Here is a 16842-nt window from a genome sequence, read left to right as displayed (position 1 = left end):
GAATATTCGCGCCAGAGGGCAGCTACTCGTTTGCGTATTTTTCCAGCAGGTTTCTGACTCTGGTGTGCCCGAATGGCTAGAAGGAGAAGCGAGGTAAGATCTCCACACGCGACTGTCGAATGTGATCTCCCAAAAAGAGGCTGGCTATCGTGCTTTTGATTGATAGTCGGTGCAAGGAGGGAGGCTAGGCGGATGAAGGTAGCGTGGAGCAGGAGGGATCGCAGCGGACAAGAAGCAAGAAGAAGGAAGATCCAAAGTGGCGGAGGGGGTGGGATTCGAACCCACGGAGGGCCGGTTAGACCCTCAACGGTTTTCAAGACCGCCGCCTTAAACCGCTCAGCCACCCCTCCGGCGGATTCAGGGAAATCCGGCGGCGCCGCATCCCGCGCGCTGCATCAGCATGGGCTGAAATGGTCGGGCCGACGAGATTTGAACTCGTGACCTCTTGCACCCCAAGCAAGCGCTCTACCAGGCTGAGCCACGGCCCGAATCAGCAAAAGACTATCACCCGGAAACGGCCCGTCAATCACCGCATCAGAAGGACGCGTTACGATCAACGCCCCTCAAGTCCCGGAATCATCGGCGCGCTCTCCCAGGATTGGGGCGCATTCCACGGAATCGACGACTCGGCATACGGATCGGTAGTTGCACATCCAGCCGTCAGGATCGCCAAAATTCCGGCGAGCGCCATCCCTGCGAGAACTCGCATCCCGCCTTTCCCTCAAATCGGCCAAACGCTCGGAGGGGCCGAATAAAAATGAATCTCCCAGATCTGAAGCACGAGCACGGCCACCAGGCAGAGAAACGCGAAGATGGCCAGAATGGCCTGTACTTTATTGGACAGCAACGAAGTCGCCCTCCTGAATTTGGGCTTGCGCCCACTCCGTCCGGATATCCGCAATGGCCAAATCGCGGGTCACCCCACTGATTGTGACCTTTCCAATCAACTGGTCGCCGCGGTGGACAAGCATTTCGGCATTCGGGACGACACCGACGCGGCTGCCGATGTCGAGTACGACAAAATTCCATTCGCGGTTCACCACCAGCACACGGCCGTGAAGGCCCTTGGGCAATGGGCGGACCATCCCCGGGCCGCCGAGTTGCGCCTCCAGTTCAGCAATGGTCTGCTCGAGCGTGAGAATCTTGTCCTTCTGGTCCTGCAGATCATCCTCGAGTTTCGTGATCTGGTTGTTCAGCTCGTCGACCTGCATCTGCAGGTCGGCCTTCTCACGGTCCAACGTCTCGATCTGCTCACGCTGCCGCGCAATTTCCGCGTTTCGCTCGGCCAGCGTCTGATTCAACTGCGCGATTTCGTTGCGGGCGTCGGCAAGCTCCTGGCGCGTCTGGGCGAGTTGATTTTTCGTGTCGGCGAGTTCGTCAGACGTGCGTTTCAAATCGGCATAGGTATCGTTCAGCTCTCGGTATCGCTGCTGCGCGAGGTTGCTGAATTTTTGGAGTTCCGTGTCCATTACCTCGCGGGGATTTTCAAGATTTTCGTAGATCATCAGCCGGTTGCGGTCGATGGACACCCCGAGGTCGCGAATGAACGGATCTTCGCCCCGGCTCAAGGCGGCAGCGACACTCGCCACTGAATTTTCCAATTTCTGTGTGCGCCCTTTCAGCATTTCACGCATGGTGAACAGCCAAATGCCAAGCGAGAGCGCCGCAATGCTGAGGAGGAGGTTGAGGATGATGAAGACTTTCAACGCTTTGGCCATAATTTTCTCCTCGCGCCAGAAGTTTGTCCGATACGCATTAGAGACTAGCCGGCTGCGGCAAAAGGTGTCAAACCCAAAGACGGGCCGCCACGGAACGCGGATTCGCTTGCCCGCCGCCGGCCCGCCGATAACATGACGTCATGCATGCCCGGGCATTTTCCCACGCGGCGCTTACCATCGCGGGATCCGACAGCGGCGGCGGCGCGGGGCTTCAGGCCGACCTGAAAACATTTTCAGCGCTCGGCGTCTTCGGCGCCAGCGCGGTCACTTGCATCACGGCCCAAAACCCCGCCGGTGTCTCCGCCGTCGCGGCGATTGAGCCCCGCATCGTCAAAGAACAAATCCGCAAGGTATGCGAGGCATTTCCAATCGCGGCGGCAAAAACCGGCATGCTCTACTCGGCGGACATCATTCGCGCCGTTGCGGAAGCCGACCTCGAATTCGGAATTCCTGTGCTGGTGGTCGATCCGGTGATGGTCGCAGCCTCTGGCGCGCGACTTCTACAATCCGACGCGGTCGCGGCCCTGTGCGACCATCTGCTTCCAGCGGCTCGGGTTGTCACCCCCAATCTGCATGAGGCGGAGATCCTGACCGGCCGGAGCATCTCCACCCTGTCGGACCTTCGCGCGGCGGCTCGCGAGATTGGCGAGAAATTCGACGTCGCCTGCATCTTGAAAGGAGGTCACCTCGGCGGCGACTCGGTCGTCGACGTCCTGTTTGATGAAGGCGAGGAGATTCTTTTCGAAGGACCGAGGATCCAGGCCCACGAGACGCACGGCTGCGGCTGCGCCTTTTCTGCCGCCGTGACGGCCTATCTGGCAAAGGGATACCTGCTGGCCGAGGCGGTACGGCGCGCGAAAGATTTTGTGTCCGGCGCGCTCGAACACGCCGTGCGAATCGGGTCCCATTCGCCGCTCCATTTCTTTTGGAATGCCTCGCTCGAGGGCCCCTTCTGAAGGCGGTCTGAGGGACGCGGAGGGTTTGCATCCACCGCGCCGCCCGCTGGTTGGCCTGTTTCTCGTAGTCGTCGCGGGCTTGATGGTGCAGTCAACCGCGCCGACGGTTTCGCCCGTCCTGTGGCTTGGCGCTGGGGCAACCCTTCTGGTCGCAGGGATGGTGCCCGCCCTGGCGCCTGCTCGCACTGCGCTCGTGTACGCGGCGGCCTTCCTTTGGGCTTGCGCGCACGGCGCCATATCCCGCGATCCGCCCGAGCCTTCATTCCTGTCTCGATGGATGCATCAGAGCGCGGAGCACCTTGCAATCATCGGCCGAATCGCGGACGCGCCGATCCGCGATTCGGGCTCCGACGCCGATTCGCAATTCTGGCGGTTTCCAGTGGATGTGGAGAAGGTCCGGCGCGCGATCGCATGGACTCGAGCTTCGGGGCGGGTCTATGTCCTTGTTGAAGCGAAGGACGCGGGATTTAGTCCCGGATTCGGAGAGCGGTGGCTGCTGCAGGGCGTGATCCGGCGCGGACCCCCGGGAGTGGTCTCGCCCCCGCGGTTGTCGATGAGGACGGACGCCGGCTCGGCGCGCCGGCTCGCTCCGGCGCGCGCGTGGGATCTGCGGGCGGCCTGTTTCCGGGCGCGCGATGTGTTGTCGGCCCGGCTTGCGGTCGGCGTGGACCATGCCCCGGACGCGGTGGCTCTGATTCGCGCTCTGCTATTTGGGCTTCGCCACGAGGTGCCGCCACGAGTCGTCGAGGCCTTCGCGACATCCGGCACGCTCCACATCATGGCGATCTCCGGCGCGCATGTGGGCATGATCTCGCTGCTCTTATTGACCGCGGTGCGGGCAACCGGACTGTCCAAGCCGTATTGGATCTATGCCATGGCCCCTGCGCTTGTTGGCTACGCCATGGTGACGGGGCTGCCCCCGTCGGCAGTGCGGGCGACGGTCATGGCCCTCATCGTCTTTCTCGCCGATGCGGTGCGCCGACAGCCTGACGCGCAATCGGCCCTGGCTCTGGCTGGTCTTGGCATTCTGGCGGTTTCGCCCTCCCAGCTTGAGCGGCCGGGCTTTATTTTGTCGTTCGCCGCGGCAGCAGGTCTGATTTTGATGGCGCCGCGCATTCGGGACGCTCTCGCCCGCCGGCTCTTCCCTCCCGACGAGTATGCGCTGCCCCGACACGGGGCGTCGGAGGGCGTGCGGATGGCGGTCTTGGATTTCGTTGCCGCAAACCTGGCCGCCTGGCTGGTGACAACCCCCCTCGCCGCGAGCCTATTTTCCCTGATTTCACCCGTCGGGTTGTTAGCGAATTTGATCGTGCTGCCGCTGGCCTTCCTGACGCTGTTCGCGGCGAGCCTTTCGATGGTGATCGGGTGGATTCATCCTGCTCTGCTCGAGGTGACCAACCACGCCGCCGTGGTGTTTGCCGATTGGCTCATATGGCTCGTTGAAATGTCCGCCAACGTCCCACACGGCCATATGCGCGTTGCGTCGCCGCCGGCCGCCGTTGCGGCGGGCTGCACCATCCTTATCGTCTGCGCAATTTGCGGCGGGCGGGTGATGCGGGCGGCTTCCTTGTTGCTTTTGCTGGCCGGCCTTCTGGCGTGGGGGTGGCATGGCGCGACATCCTTTTCAATCGCCGCAAAGAATTTTGGCGCCGCGATGCCCCTGCTGGTTACAGCGCCGCGCGGGCACTGGCTGGTCGACCCTGGCCCGGCATTTTCTGCGCCGCGGGTCATTCGATTCCTTCGCGAACGCGGCGTGGATCGGCTTGAAGCCATTGTCCTGACGCGCGCGACCATGGAGGCAGGTGGCGCAACCCCGCTCATCGCGGCTGCGATCCCCGTTCGGCAACTGTGGGTGCCCGGCACGCGGTGGCGTTCACGTCCATTTCACCAGATGGTTCTCGGGGCCGCTTCGCAATCGATTTCGGTGGTTCCGCTAAACCGGGGAATGTCCATCCAACAGGGCGGTGTCTTTTGGGAGGTCCTTCATCCACCCAAAAGTTTTTCCGCGCCCAACGCGGCGGCGGGTGGACTGGTGCTTCGCGTTGCATGGGGCAGGTGTGCGGCCATGTTCACGCCCGGGTCCGATCCGAAACTGGATTTGCTTCTCGCCGCCCTCGAAACGGATTTGGGAGGTCAGGCGTTGATTCAATCGGGCCGCCTTCGGACGACCGGCGGCGGACCGATTGGCTGGCAGCCGGAGATTCTGCTCCGTGCGGAACTGCCCGGGGAATTCTGGCGCGGTGGGGACACCGGCATCATGGCAAGCGTGGCCTTTGGCGAGACGGCGGTTTTGTCGCCGGCGGGAATTTCCTTTCGATTGCATCGCATTCGCCCGCCGGACACGGACGATTATTGATCGGCCGGCTGCGATGCCGGTTGCAGTGGGGCTTCCGCAGCGAGAAGCGGCCGGATCGGCGCCTGGAATTCCCGAAGGTCCGCCTGTTCGCCGATCCGCGCGCGGGCGCGTTGCGCCAGTTCGCGTTCAAAAGACCTGCCCAGCTCTGTCAGGCGAATCTCGCGAAAGGCCGGCTCGAGATAGATCTGATACACTGCGCGGGGTGATGAGAGCGGCTCTGCTTTCTTCAGGAATTCGATGGCCTGTTCCCTGCGGCCCATGAGCGCGCAAAGCGCCGCGTAATCGAGGTACAGTAGCGCCCAGTCCGGCGCCAGCTCGATCGCGCGCTCCAGCGCCTCGAGCGCCCGATCGCGGCGGCCTTCCACCGTGTCCAGAAAGGCCAGCTCGCGCAAGGCCCGCGCGTCGCGGGGCGCCAATTCCAGGTATTTCTCGAGATTGGCGCGGGCCTCGGCGCGGTCGTTCAGCGCGATTTGCGCGAGGGCAAGGTTGAAATAGGCCGGAGCAAATTGCGGGTTCTTGGCAAGGGCCGAGTCGAACCACCGCAGTGCCCGCCTCGATTGGCCCTGGAGCAAGAGGACGGCGCCGAGGTCGTTCATCAGGTCCGCGGCGGAAGGATTTCCCTCCAACGCGCGTTCCAGAGCCTCCTGGGCGCGGGCATGCTCTTCTGCCCTGATCAACGCCCGCCCCAACTGTGCCCAGGTGGCGCTGGAATGCGGCCAGAGCGCCACGGCCTCCTGATAGCGACGAATGGCCTCATCGAGCGAGCCGGCCTCTTCCAGCGATCGGGCATGGCGGGCGAGGAGGGCTGCGCGGCGCATCTTCTCCGTTTCCTGCTCGGCAGATGCAACGTGCGGCTCGGCAACGGTTTCAGAACCCGAGGCAGCCGGCGCTGCGGCGCCCGTCGTTTGGCCTGTGGCGGCTGGTTCGGCAGGCAAGTTGCCGACCAGTGCCCGATCGCGCCGCTCCCATATCGCCCGCAAGGCGGCCATGCTCGCAAGCAGGGCGACCAACATGCCCGCCAGTACCGCGACAAAGAGCATCAGATTCCGCAAAAAGTGCGAAGATCGGCCCGATGACAGGGATCGGCGCTCCGCCGAGGCCGCCTGCGGACCCGGGCCGGGGGCGGACGTAGCCCTCGACGACACCCCGTTCGACGGCGCTTTTTGGTAATAAATGGATTGAATCTTCGGTCGATCCGATTCCTGTTTCATGATCAAACCGTTCGATCTTAGGCCACCGTCTCCCATGCCGCAAATGCCAGTTGCGTCCGTAACGGTTGCATCTGCCGTGCGCGTACAGTACGTTAATTGGACAAATTCATGCGGAGTGATATTCAAGCGGTGAAGCGTTTCGGAATCAGGGCGGGCTGGGCGATCGCCGTGGGAGTCCTCGCGGCGAACTGGTGGCTCGGCGCACGGCTCTACTCCCAGGAGCCGGTCCCCGAGCGCGACGACCCCTATCAACACATCGCGATCTTCACCCGCGCGATCGAACAGATTCGTGAAAATTACGTCGACACGAACCGTGTTGCCTATAAGGACCTCGTGCAGGGCGCCCTCCGCGGCATGCTCCAGTCCCTGGACCCGCACAGCCAGTTCCTGGACGCCGAGATGTTCAAGGAGATGAAGGATGACACCTCCGGCCAGTTCGGCGGCCTGGGCATCGTCGTAGGGATCAAGGACGGCGCGCTGACGATCATCGCGCCGATGGAAGACACGCCCGGCTTCCGCGCCGGCCTGCTCGCCGGCGATCGGATCGTGGAGATCGACGGAGTTTCCACCGACGGCATGAGTTTGCCCGACGCCGTGAAAAAATTACGCGGTGCCCCAGGGACGCGCGTGACCCTTCGCATCATGCGCCAGCCCGCCAACGAATTCCTAACCAAGGAAATTGAGCGCGCGAACATTGAGGTCGTCACCGTCAAGGATGCCCGCATCCTGCAGGATGGGATCGGATACGTCCGGATCACGCAATTCAACGAGCCGACAGCCGAGGCCCTCAAAAAAGAGCTCGACCGGCTCCGCGGCGAAGGTCTGCAAGCGCTGGTCATCGATTTGCGGAACAATCCGGGCGGGCTGTTGTCCTCCGCGATCGACGTCGCCCAGTTGTTCCTCGACCGCAACCAGGTGATTGTCTCCACCCAGGGCCGAAACCCCTCACAGAACAAGGTGTATCGCGCCCGTCAGCGCGCCCGCTATGAGGGGTTTCCCATCGCGATTTTGGTCAACGGCGGCAGCGCTAGCGCGTCGGAGATCGTCGCAGGCGCCCTCCAGGACAACCGACGCGCTGTGCTGGTCGGGGAAAAAACATTTGGCAAGGGATCGGTCCAGAGCGTCCTCCCGATGGACGACGGCACCGCGCTGCGGCTGACCACGGCCCGCTACATCACGCCAGCGGAGCGCATCATCCAGGATCGGGGAATCGAACCCGACATCGTCGTCCCTATGTCGCCGGAAGACCTCCGCAACCTCCTTCAGCGGCGGGCGGAGCCGAATGCCGACCCCCTCCGCGCCGCCGAAGACCCGCAGTTGCAGCGCGCGATGGACGTCCTGCGCGGCGTCATGAAATTCACGCGCGCCCGGCCGGCCGGTGAATATGCCGCGGCTGCCGCGCCGTGATCGCCCTCGGCATCGAAACCTCCTGCGATGAAACCGCCGTCGCGCTGGCGCGCGACACTGGCGAGATTTTGGCCGACGTTACGCGCACACAGGTTCAGCGCCATGCCGCATTCGGGGGCGTCGTGCCCGAGATTGCCGCGCGAGAGCATGTCGAAGCGCTGCCCGGCCTCCTCCAGCGCGCCCTGGAGCAGGCGCGGCTGAGCTGGCGGGACATCGGCGCCGTTGCTGCGACAAGGGGGCCAGGCCTGCCAACCTCGCTGGCCGTCGGCTTCCAGGCGGCAAAGGCTTTGGCCCTCCGGCTCGGTGTTCCGTTGATCGGCGTCAACCACCTTGAAGCCCACGTGCATTCGATTGTTCTGGACCCCTCCCGTCCTGCGCGCAGCGGTCTTGCTGATACGCTGGTCCTCGTCGTTTCGGGCGGGCACACTCTTCTGGCGATGTACCAGGGGCCCGGCCGGTGCCGGATGCTTGCGCAAACGGTGGATGACGCCGCGGGAGAGGCCCTCGACAAGGGTGCCAAACTGCTCGGCCTGCCATATCCGGGCGGGCCGGAAATCGAGCGCCTTGCCCGTGGAGGCGACCCGAACGCGGTTCGGTTCCCGCGCGGAGACGTGCGGGCTTTGCGGCCCGGCGTGCGCATGGCCTATCCTGAATTAGCGTTCAGTTTCAGCGGTTTGAAAACCGCGCTGCTCTATCACTTGAAGGGCCGGCCGCCGCCGGAACCCGCCGAACTGGCCGATCTGGCCGCGTCCTATCAGGCCGCCGTCGTCGATGCGCTGGCCACGCAGGTCAGCCGCGCCTTGGAGCGGATTTCCGCCCGCGCAGTCGGTTGCGCGGGAGGCGTCGCCCGGAACGCCGCCCTCCGTAGCGCGTTGGCGAAGGTCGCATCGACGCATGGGCTGGCCTTCCTGGCCGCGCCGCCCGAGTATTGCACCGACAACGCGGCCATGGTCGCCGCGCTGGGCGCCGCCCTGCTGGCCGAGGGGGCCGAGCCTACGCCCTTGGATGCAGACATTCTCGCGGATTGGCCGCTGCCCGCCTGACTGGTCAGAGATGTTACCCGAAGGCGGGTATCCCGGGATTGCGGTTGACCAGCGTCGGGTGTTTCGCCAAACTCGCGCCTCTTTGGCGATTCAGCCCGCGGTGATGGTATGGATTACTCGTTGATATACACGGCAATCGGAACGGCCGGTCTGGCCCTGGCGTTCGCACTGTACAAGAGCGCGTGGATCCGAAAACAGGATCCGGGCGATGCGAAGCTACAAGAGATTGGCGCGGCCATCCGCGAAGGTGCCATGGCCTTCCTCGCGCGCGAATACAAGGCGCTCTCAATTTTCGTGCTCGCGGTTGCGGCGCTACTGATCGCGTTGAACCACGCCTCGCTCCGGCTCGTCGGGCTTTCCTTCCTCGCTGGCGCGATCTGCTCCGGACTCGCCGGTTATTTTGGCATGCGCGTAGCCACGATGGCGAACATGCGCACCGCCAACCGCGCCCGATTCGGCCTCCAGCCCGCGCTCGAGGTCGCCTTTTCGGGCGGCGCCGTGATGGGCCTCTGCGTGGCCGGACTCGGGCTCCTTGGACTCGCGGCGCTGTTTTGGCTGTATGTGCAGATGTGGGGCGAGGATCTCCAAACGGTCGCCGCCCGGGTTCTGCCGGTCTTGTCGGGCTTTTCGCTCGGGGCCAGCTCGATCGCCCTCTTCGCGCGCGTCGGCGGCGGCATCTACACGAAGGCGGCCGACGTCGGCGCCGACCTCGTGGGGAAAGTGGAAGCGGGCATTCCGGAAGATGACCCCAGAAATCCGGCCGTCATTGCCGACAACGTTGGCGACAACGTTGGCGATGTCGCTGGCATGGGGGCGGACCTATTCGAATCCTATGTCGGCGCTATCCTTGGCTCTATGGTCCTGGGTGCCGTGGCAGCGCAGTCGATGCCACTGGTCCTGCTTCCGCTGGCCGTTTCCGCTGTTGGCATTCTGGCGTCCGTTGCCGGGACCTTCTTGGTCCGGACGCGCGAGGGGGGCAATCCGCAGAACGCGTTGAATATGGGTACAATCGGCGCCGGAGTTCTGCTGGCAGCGGCCGCCTGGCCCCTCATTCACGCCATCGCGCCGGCGGAATTCCAAATCGGCGCACGAACGTACACCGCTACCGGCATCTACTGTGCCGTCATCGCCGGGCTGCTTGGCGGGATCCTCGTTGGCCTGTTCACGGAGTTCCACACCGCCGAGGGCCGACGGCCGGTCATCGCCATTGCGGATTCTTCCACGACGGGGCCCGCAACGAACATCATCGCGGGGCTCGGCGTGGGCATGATGTCGACCGTTTCCCCGATCCTTACCCTTGCGGTCTCGATCGTCGCCTCCCACCATTGTGCGGGCATTTACGGGGTGGCGATCGCCGCGCTCGGCATGCTCGCCACCACCGGGGTCCAGCTCGCTGTCGATGCCTACGGGCCGATCGCCGACAACGCCGGCGGCCTCGCGCAGATGGCCAAACTCGACCCCGAGGTGCGGCGCCGGACGGACAAGCTGGACGCGGTCGGGAACACCACCGCCGCCATTGGCAAGGGGTTTGCCATCGGGTCCGCCGCGCTCACGGCGCTCGCCCTGTTCGCCGCATTCGAGCAGAGTGCCGGGATTTCGGAAATCGACGTGACGAAATCAACCGTCATGGCCGGCGTCCTGATCGGCGCGATGATGCCCTTCTTCTTCTCCGCACTGGCCATCGGCGCCGTCGGGCGCGCCGCACACACGATGATCGGCGAGGTGCGCCGCCAGTTTCGCGAAGTGCCCGGGCTGCTGGAGGGCCGGGCGCGGCCCGATTACGCGCGATGCGTCGATATTTCGACCCGCGCCGCGATCCGAGAGATGGTGGCGCCAGGCCTAATTGCCATCGCTGCCCCGATCGCCGTCGGCTACTTTGGGCGGCTGGAAATGCTCGGCGGGCTGCTGTGCGGCGTGCTCGTCTCTGGCGTCCTGATTGCCCTTTTTATGGCGAATTCCGGCGGCGCGTGGGACAACGCAAAAAAATACATCGAGGAGGGACATTTCGGCGGCAAAGGCTCCGACGCACACAAGGCGGCGGTCATCGGCGACACGGTCGGCGACCCCTTCAAAGATACCGCTGGCCCCTCGATCAACATCCTGATCAAGCTCATGTGCATCGTATCGCTGATTATCGCGCCTATGCTGGTCGAGTCGGCCCATACCCATGACTCGCGTAAGGCGGACCCCGGCTCAGCGCTTTCCGTGGAGACCCCCGCGCACAACGCCGCGCCCTGAGCGTTATCCGGTAATCGGCGCGGGCGACCGTCGCGATCGAAGCGGATTTTCTCATCTGGCAAAACTGCGCGGCCCAAAGCGTGCGGGGTGCGCCGATGTGCTGCCGAGTTGGCGATTTACAGGTCAAATTCCGACATATTATCTCTCTAGGCCGGGCGGACGGATTGCGGGGAGGGCGCCTCGGTTCCCCGCCCGATGGTGATTTCGTGAGCCACGGCACTTCCATGCTTGAACGCCTCCGACGGGCCGCGCGGCCGGCCGCCACATGCGCCATTTTCGCGCTGGCCGCTGCGTTCGCGATCGCCTTGCTCTACTCGAGCTTCTGCGCGTTTACCCACTGGAAATTCGGCACGTCGGGCGACTACATCCGCTACACGAACATGATCTGGAATTCCGGCCGTGGGAATTGGTTTGCGTACCACGCGGGCACGCAAACTTACCTGCAAGTCCATCTTTCCTTCACGCTCGCGCTGCTGGGGCCCTTGTTCTACATCTGGGACCACCCCTTTTTGCTCTCCGTCGTGCAATGGCTGATGATCATGGCGGGCGGGACTTTTCTTGTGCTTGCCGGGCGTCGCCAACAAGTGCCCGCGCCCTATCTGGCCGGCGTCGCGGTGCTGTGGTGCGGATACCACTTCACGCAGGCGGTCCAGCTCTGCGAATTCCATTCAACCGCGGGATATATGCTGTTCCTTCCGTGGATCTACTGGCGCCTCTCCAACGACCGGCGACAGGTGTGGCTCCCGCTGCTGCTCCTCGCAGGGCTTCGCGAGGAAGCTGCGCTTTACGCCGTGCCGCTTCTTCTTATGGAAGCCGTGCGAGGGCGATGGCGGGCCGGATACATGTACGCGGCGGCCTGCCTGCTGTATGTCGCAGTGGCGGTCGGCTGGCTATATCCCATGCTCCATCCGCGCGGGAGCGATATCCTAGAGGCGCGCCGCGAAATTTTCGGCGGCAGATGGCGAGATTACATTGAGAATTGGGAACCGCGGGCCATAGCCTTGGGTTGGGCGCTTTTTCCGTGTATCGCAGCCGTTGGGTTGCGCGCCCACCCATTTGTCGTCCTGCTGCCGCTGCCGCTGATTGCGAATTTGAGCAGCCACTGGCCTTGGCAATACAAGCTCGGCATCCACTACTCGGCCAACGTCATGGCGTCGCTGGGCATTGCGCTGGTTGACGCCTTCGCGCGGGCGCGTGCCTCGCATCGCGAATGGCAGGTGTGGGCGCGAGCCCTCGCGCTCGTCGTGGTAACCCTCGTGTCGCACCTGACCCGCGGTTTTACCCTCGGTTCGCTGCGCGACACCGGACCGGTGTACAAGCACATCAACGAATGGGGAGTCCTCGCCCTTGAGGTCGCTCAGCGTTTCGTTCCCAAAGAGGGGATCCTCACCGCCCCGCGTGAATTGCTGTCACTAGCGGCGAACCGACGGGACCTTTTCTACATGAATCTCGTCGAGCCTTCGGCCACGCACCTGGAGGTTTCGGTGGCGTTCCTGAACCGGAATCGCATCCCCCGCGAATACCTCGACCTCCTCCGTGCCGGCACATGGGGAGTGCTCTATGCTGATGGCTTGTATTGCGTGCTGCAGAAAGGCGCGCCGACCAACCGCAACCAAACCCTGCTCGAGAACGACGCCCGACCGACGTTGTTCCTCGGAACCAGCCGCAAGATGTTCGGCTCGACCCGGCTTGACCCAGAGCGGGGCGCCGTACGCTATTGGCCCGGTCGCGAGGGCGCAAAACGCAAACCCGTCGTCCTGGGCGCCGAAATCGACCTGGCGCCCGGCCTTCATCGGTTTACTATCGAATTTCGCGCCGGCAGGCCTCCGCGGCCCGGCGCGCATGCGGGAGAATTCATCCTGAACGACACCAAAGCAGCACGTCACGTCCTTGCCGTCCCGATCGATCCCGATCCGGAGGGCGTCTGGAAAATACAGAGCCTCGAATATCGACTCCACGCCCCGACGCGTCTCGAGTTGCAGGTCATGGGCGGCGAGATTGAGCTCTGGCTCGATCGCGCATTTGTAGTCCCGGCAGAGAAAAGCAGCCCGTGAGGCCTTCCAAGGATGAGCTGGAAATGTTGCGTTCGGCTGAATTCGAAAAGATCCGCTTCCCCCTTCAAGTTGCCCGGACGATTAATCTCGCTGCGATCGGCGGGAGTCGAAATGGGACCGCATCTGTATATCTAATTGGAAATCAATTACATACAGTTCTGATTTCGCCTGAATAATCGGTGCGCACCGGCGCTGTCGTCAGCAGTGGCCGAAATCTTCGCCACAGAGGGGAGGCCAAAATTTTGCTAATCCTGATAAATCAATTCTCTCTTTCCCTCCATGCGATGCTTTTGTATGAGTAATTGCACGATTTTGGTTAAGGAGCTCTGCACATGAAATCAGTCGCAAAAGTGGCGTCCGCCTTGGTGTCGTTCGGATTGTGCACGGCCATCTTTGCAGACCACGTTTTGTTCCTGTCTGCAAATTCAGCGAATATTCGCTATTCGACCGACTTCGGTCTCACTTGGGCAAACTTTATCAATATATCTGGTGCAGGTTTCCGTGGTCTGGCAGGGGATCCGGTTACAGGAACGTTGTTTGCCTATGCTTCGGGGCAGGGGTCCGCGGCTAGTCGGCCTGTCTATGCGTACAGCGTTGCCACAACCTCTGTGTTATCCTCTATAACCGTCGACGAACAAGGTACAAGCAATCAGCGGCCGATGATTTATCACAATGGATTTCTATACATCGCGCCTCATCAAACAAATTTCTATTCGACATGGGATGGGACTTCGTTGGGTCCTGTAAGTATATCATTCCCCGGGACCTGGACGCCTAATGATTTGGCAATCGGAGGTTCGGGGGGAACGAATTATTACTTCATGAATGGAACATCAGGAAATACCTTGCGAAGGCGCATTCTAATCGGTGATGGAACAACGACCAATCAAGTTACGGTCAGCTTCACCGGTCTTTCGGGCGCGGATATCTTCGATTTGGCCATCACTCCGGGCGGGCGCATGTTGGTACTCACTGTGAACGGGTTGTTCGCTTCGGGCCTAAATCAGATTCATAATACATCAATATCCGTCTCCCCAATTTTGACCTTCGCAGTGGGTGCATCCACTGCGAGCGATCCCGCATCTGGAGCTCGGGAGCTCATTCTGTACAATAACAATTTGTATATAGCCGCGACAACTCGCTTCTATCGTTATTCCTATGATGATACCAGCGGAACCGCCTCGCTTATACATAGTGCGGATCATGGCTTTAATTTGCCCGCTATTCAGCTAACCGTTATACCGGAGCCGTCCACGCTTCTGCTTTTGGGACTTGCATTCGGCTCTGTCGCGCTGTACCGCAGGCACATCCGTTCGTAACTTGGTGTAATCAATAACGGGTGCCATCCAGCGCATGCGCAAGGGCGCTTGCGTTACATGCCCTCTTGTGGAGGTCATCGCGAGATGAACAAGATTCGATGCGTCAAGTGGGCGGGGTTGATTCTAGCGGCATCCGTGCTGCTCGCTCAGGCGGGCCCTCTCTATTTGACCGCCCGAACCAACGTGATTATGGTCTCCCAGGATGGTGGGATGTCTTGGTCTGTGCTCTATTCTCAAGCTTTTGCCGAATTTAGGGGCATCGCTGTTCATCACACGAATGCTTACATCTTCGTAAATGACGTTACCGGCGGAACCATCAACGCGCGTGCCCTGTACGCGATCAGCGCGGGTGGTGCCGTGCTGGCGACCAACTTCTACAACGCAACGGGCAGCTTCAATGTGCATCCGGTAGGATGGTACAAGGGATTCGTATACGTCAGCGCGGGTTCGGCCGGCGGGGCGGCGAACCTTCAGATGGGCGTGTCGTCTTTCGATGGCGTTCAATTCGGGAACGTGCCGTTGACGAACGCAAATGTTGTCAGTTGGCAGGTAAATGATATGGCCTTCGCGGAATGGGCGGGCATTGACTACATGATCGTAAACGGGGCGGGGGGCATGGCTCTCCGGCGATATCAGATGAATCCGGATGCCACGAATGGCTCATTCAGCTCGCACGTCGCGCTAACGATGACGCCGGTGGGAGGCACGTTCACGGGGAATATAACAGGCGTGGCCGTCTCACCTCGCGGCCGCATCGTCCTTTCAACGACGCGTGGATTGTGGCTCTCCGATCCTTATCGAATCGCATCGAACAGCCTCACCATGTACTGCGTTTGGACGAATTCGGAGACTTCGGTCGAAGATCTCACGACGGGTGACATGGGCCTGAATGCGCGCGATATAGCGCTGGATGGATCGGTTCTGTATGTTGCGACCCCTGAGAACCTTTACCGTTTCAACTTCAGCGATGAACTCGGCACCGTTGCATTTATCAGCGCGAACCCTCATGGTTTCTCGAACACCGCGGTGGAGATTGCCGTTCCTCAGCCTCTCCCGGGTGGCAACCTGCCCCGCTTGTACCTGACGGGTAATAGGGCGAACGTCCTTTATTCGACGGACGGAGGATCGAACTGGACGCGATTTGCCCGCATTTCAGGTGGCCAAACAAGGGGCTTGGCAGTGGATCCCGATTCTGGGACGGTGTTTATTGCCGATCCGACGCAGGGATCTTCTTCGGCGCGGCCCATTCGGGCGTTTGGGGAAGCGGGTCACTTGCTCGCGTCGAACACTTACAACGCGACGGGAAGTTTCAACCAGCATCCACTCGGGTTTTACAACGGGCGGCTCTATGTGAGTGCGGGGTCGGCGGGTGGATCGTCCACTCAACAGGTCGGCATGTCGGCATTCGACGGGACCTCGTTTGTGCACGTACCCCCAGTAGATGCGAAAGTCGGAAATTGGCAAGCGAATGACTTCGCGTTTGCCAGCGACGGCACGAATGCCTACATGCTCCTGAATGGCGTCGGTGGAACGACAATCCGCCGATTCCTATTCGATTCCGTCGCGAATGACGGCACAGTTGCCGGTGATCTTCCCTTGACACTGGTTTCCGGTTCCGGCCCATTCCCGTCGACATGGACGGATCTTGCAGTGACAGAGAGCAAAAGGATTCTTGCCGTGGGCGACAACGGGTTCTGGATTTCGGGTCCGGGATCACTGATGGCGCCGACGGTAACGCTTTACAACGTATATTCCTTCTCATTTTCGGAAAACCCGGACACGGGCGACATGGGATATGGCGCGCGTGATTTTGTCCTCGTAAGCAACCGCGTATATGCGATTACCGAGTCGCATATTTACCGATATCTCCTCGACGATTCCGCCGGAACTCTGGAATTCGAAAGCGCTAACCCCCACGGCTTCACCGACGGCATCATGATCGCGGCGAGACTTCCGGCGTCCGCGCCCCCGTTGACGCCCTATCAGCTCTGGGCCCAGGCGAATATCACGAATGGCCAAACCAATGAGCTGCAAGACGCGGACGGCGACGGAAATCTCAATTGGGAGGAGTGGGTGGTCGATAGCAACCCGATGGTCTCAAACGCGCCATTCTCGGTCTCATCGATCTCCGTGGTTGGCGGCAATATTCGGGCCCATTTCAACAGCTCAACGGCTCGGGTGTACACGCTGCAGTACACGACTCATCTGCAGGGCCACTGGTGGTCGAATGTAGCTGGTCAGGTGAATGTTCCCGGATCCGGCGGACTGACGAACCTCGTCATGCCCGGGGTCACCAATGCCGCGCTGCGCGTGCAGGTGGCGGTTCCGCTGCCCTGATTCGCCTTCAAACCGCCTAAGCCAAGTCGAATGTCTCTTGAAGGGCGCGCCCCCACTGTTGTCCGTAAGCCCCTTTTTCCTCTCTTACGCAAGCAGGTTTGCTTTGTGAACGTCGGGTTGCGCGAATAACCTCGCCGCCGGTCGTTTTCAATTACGATCGATTCAGACGAACAAACATGAAAAAGAAGGCTGTCGCCCTCCGC

Annotated in this window: 11 protein-coding genes and 2 tRNA genes; 8 read left to right on the top strand and 5 right to left on the bottom strand. The window is 61.8% G+C overall.

The window, feature by feature from the left end; genetic code table 11:
- Positions 1–257: 257 nt before the first annotated feature.
- From NZ740_07455 to NZ740_07440, 4 genes are all read right to left on the bottom strand, one after another.
- A tRNA-Ser gene (locus tag NZ740_07455) sits at positions 258–350 on the bottom strand.
- Positions 351–411: 61 nt separating this feature from the next.
- A tRNA-Pro gene (locus NZ740_07450) sits at positions 412–488 on the bottom strand.
- Between the two features lie 65 nt (positions 489–553).
- Positions 554–709, bottom strand: coding sequence for a hypothetical protein (locus NZ740_07445; protein MCS6771848.1), 156 nt, complete (start codon positions 707–709; stop codon positions 554–556).
- A 124-nt stretch (positions 710–833) separates the two neighbouring features.
- Positions 834–1718 carry a hypothetical protein gene (locus NZ740_07440; GenBank protein ID MCS6771847.1) on the bottom strand — a complete coding sequence of 295 codons (885 nt, stop codon included), beginning with the start codon at positions 1716–1718 and terminating at the stop codon, positions 834–836.
- Between the two features lie 140 nt (positions 1719–1858).
- Between NZ740_07440 and thiD the strand changes: the two genes are divergently transcribed.
- Together thiD and NZ740_07430 are read left to right on the top strand one after the other, a co-directional pair.
- A complete protein-coding gene (gene thiD / locus NZ740_07435) occupies positions 1859–2674 on the top strand; it encodes a bifunctional hydroxymethylpyrimidine kinase/phosphomethylpyrimidine kinase (GenBank protein ID MCS6771846.1) in 816 nt (271 codons plus the stop codon).
- A gap of 25 nt (positions 2675–2699) precedes the next feature.
- On the top strand, positions 2700–5030 hold the full coding sequence (locus NZ740_07430; protein MCS6771845.1) for a ComEC/Rec2 family competence protein: 2331 nt from the start codon (positions 2700–2702) through the stop codon (positions 5028–5030).
- Here NZ740_07430 and NZ740_07425 read toward each other — a convergent pair.
- Positions 5024–6241, bottom strand: coding sequence for a tetratricopeptide repeat protein (locus NZ740_07425; protein ID MCS6771844.1), 1218 nt, complete (start codon positions 6239–6241; stop codon positions 5024–5026). The genes NZ740_07430 and NZ740_07425 overlap by 7 nt on opposite strands.
- A gap of 129 nt (positions 6242–6370) precedes the next feature.
- Here NZ740_07425 and NZ740_07420 point away from each other — a divergent pair, with 129 nt between their 5' ends.
- The 6 genes from NZ740_07420 (at position 6371) to NZ740_07395 (ending at position 16639) form a co-directional block, all read left to right on the top strand.
- Positions 6371–7648, top strand: a complete 1278-nt coding sequence (locus NZ740_07420; protein MCS6771843.1) for a S41 family peptidase — start codon at positions 6371–6373, stop codon at positions 7646–7648.
- Positions 7645–8691: a tRNA (adenosine(37)-N6)-threonylcarbamoyltransferase complex transferase subunit TsaD gene (gene tsaD / locus NZ740_07415; GenBank protein ID MCS6771842.1), complete on the top strand. Its 1047-nt coding sequence runs from the start codon at positions 7645–7647 to the stop codon at positions 8689–8691. The genes NZ740_07420 and tsaD overlap by 4 nt, the downstream gene beginning before the upstream one ends.
- 108 nt (positions 8692–8799) lie before the next feature.
- Complete coding sequence (locus NZ740_07410) at positions 8800–10929, top strand: sodium-translocating pyrophosphatase (GenBank protein ID MCS6771841.1); 2130 nt, start codon at positions 8800–8802, stop codon at positions 10927–10929.
- A 224-nt stretch (positions 10930–11153) separates the two neighbouring features.
- Positions 11154–12983, top strand: a complete 1830-nt coding sequence (locus tag NZ740_07405; protein ID MCS6771840.1) for a DUF2079 domain-containing protein — start codon at positions 11154–11156, stop codon at positions 12981–12983.
- Positions 12984–13315: 332 nt separating this feature from the next.
- Positions 13316–14302, top strand: coding sequence for a PEP-CTERM sorting domain-containing protein (locus NZ740_07400; GenBank protein MCS6771839.1), 987 nt, complete (start codon positions 13316–13318; stop codon positions 14300–14302).
- Between the two features lie 84 nt (positions 14303–14386).
- Positions 14387–16639: a hypothetical protein gene (locus NZ740_07395; GenBank protein ID MCS6771838.1), complete on the top strand. Its 2253-nt coding sequence runs from the start codon at positions 14387–14389 to the stop codon at positions 16637–16639.
- Positions 16640–16842 lie beyond the last annotated feature (203 nt).

The sequence above is a fragment of the Kiritimatiellia bacterium genome (assembly GCA_025054615.1).
GTDB lineage: Bacteria > Verrucomicrobiota > Kiritimatiellia > CAIVKH01 > CAIVKH01 > JANWZO01.
This window is presented reverse-complemented; position numbering and strand designations above follow the sequence as displayed.

What these genes read in the sequence shown, in the direction of transcription:
- thiD (MCS6771846.1), top strand. Translation starts at nt 1,859, where the DNA reads ATGCATGCCCGGGCATTTTCCCACGCGGCGCTTACCATCGCGGGATCC.
- NZ740_07445 (MCS6771848.1), bottom strand. Translation starts at nt 709, where the DNA reads ATGCGAGTTCTCGCAGGGATGGCGCTCGCCGGAATTTTGGCGATCCTG.
- NZ740_07440 (MCS6771847.1), bottom strand. Translation starts at nt 1,718, where the DNA reads ATGGCCAAAGCGTTGAAAGTCTTCATCATCCTCAACCTCCTCCTCAGC.
- NZ740_07410 (MCS6771841.1), top strand. Translation starts at nt 8,800, where the DNA reads ATGGATTACTCGTTGATATACACGGCAATCGGAACGGCCGGTCTGGCC.
- NZ740_07400 (MCS6771839.1), top strand. Translation starts at nt 13,316, where the DNA reads ATGAAATCAGTCGCAAAAGTGGCGTCCGCCTTGGTGTCGTTCGGATTG.
- NZ740_07425 (MCS6771844.1), bottom strand. Translation starts at nt 6,241, where the DNA reads ATGAAACAGGAATCGGATCGACCGAAGATTCAATCCATTTATTACCAA.
- NZ740_07395 (MCS6771838.1), top strand. Translation starts at nt 14,387, where the DNA reads ATGAACAAGATTCGATGCGTCAAGTGGGCGGGGTTGATTCTAGCGGCA.
- NZ740_07405 (MCS6771840.1), top strand. Translation starts at nt 11,154, where the DNA reads ATGCTTGAACGCCTCCGACGGGCCGCGCGGCCGGCCGCCACATGCGCC.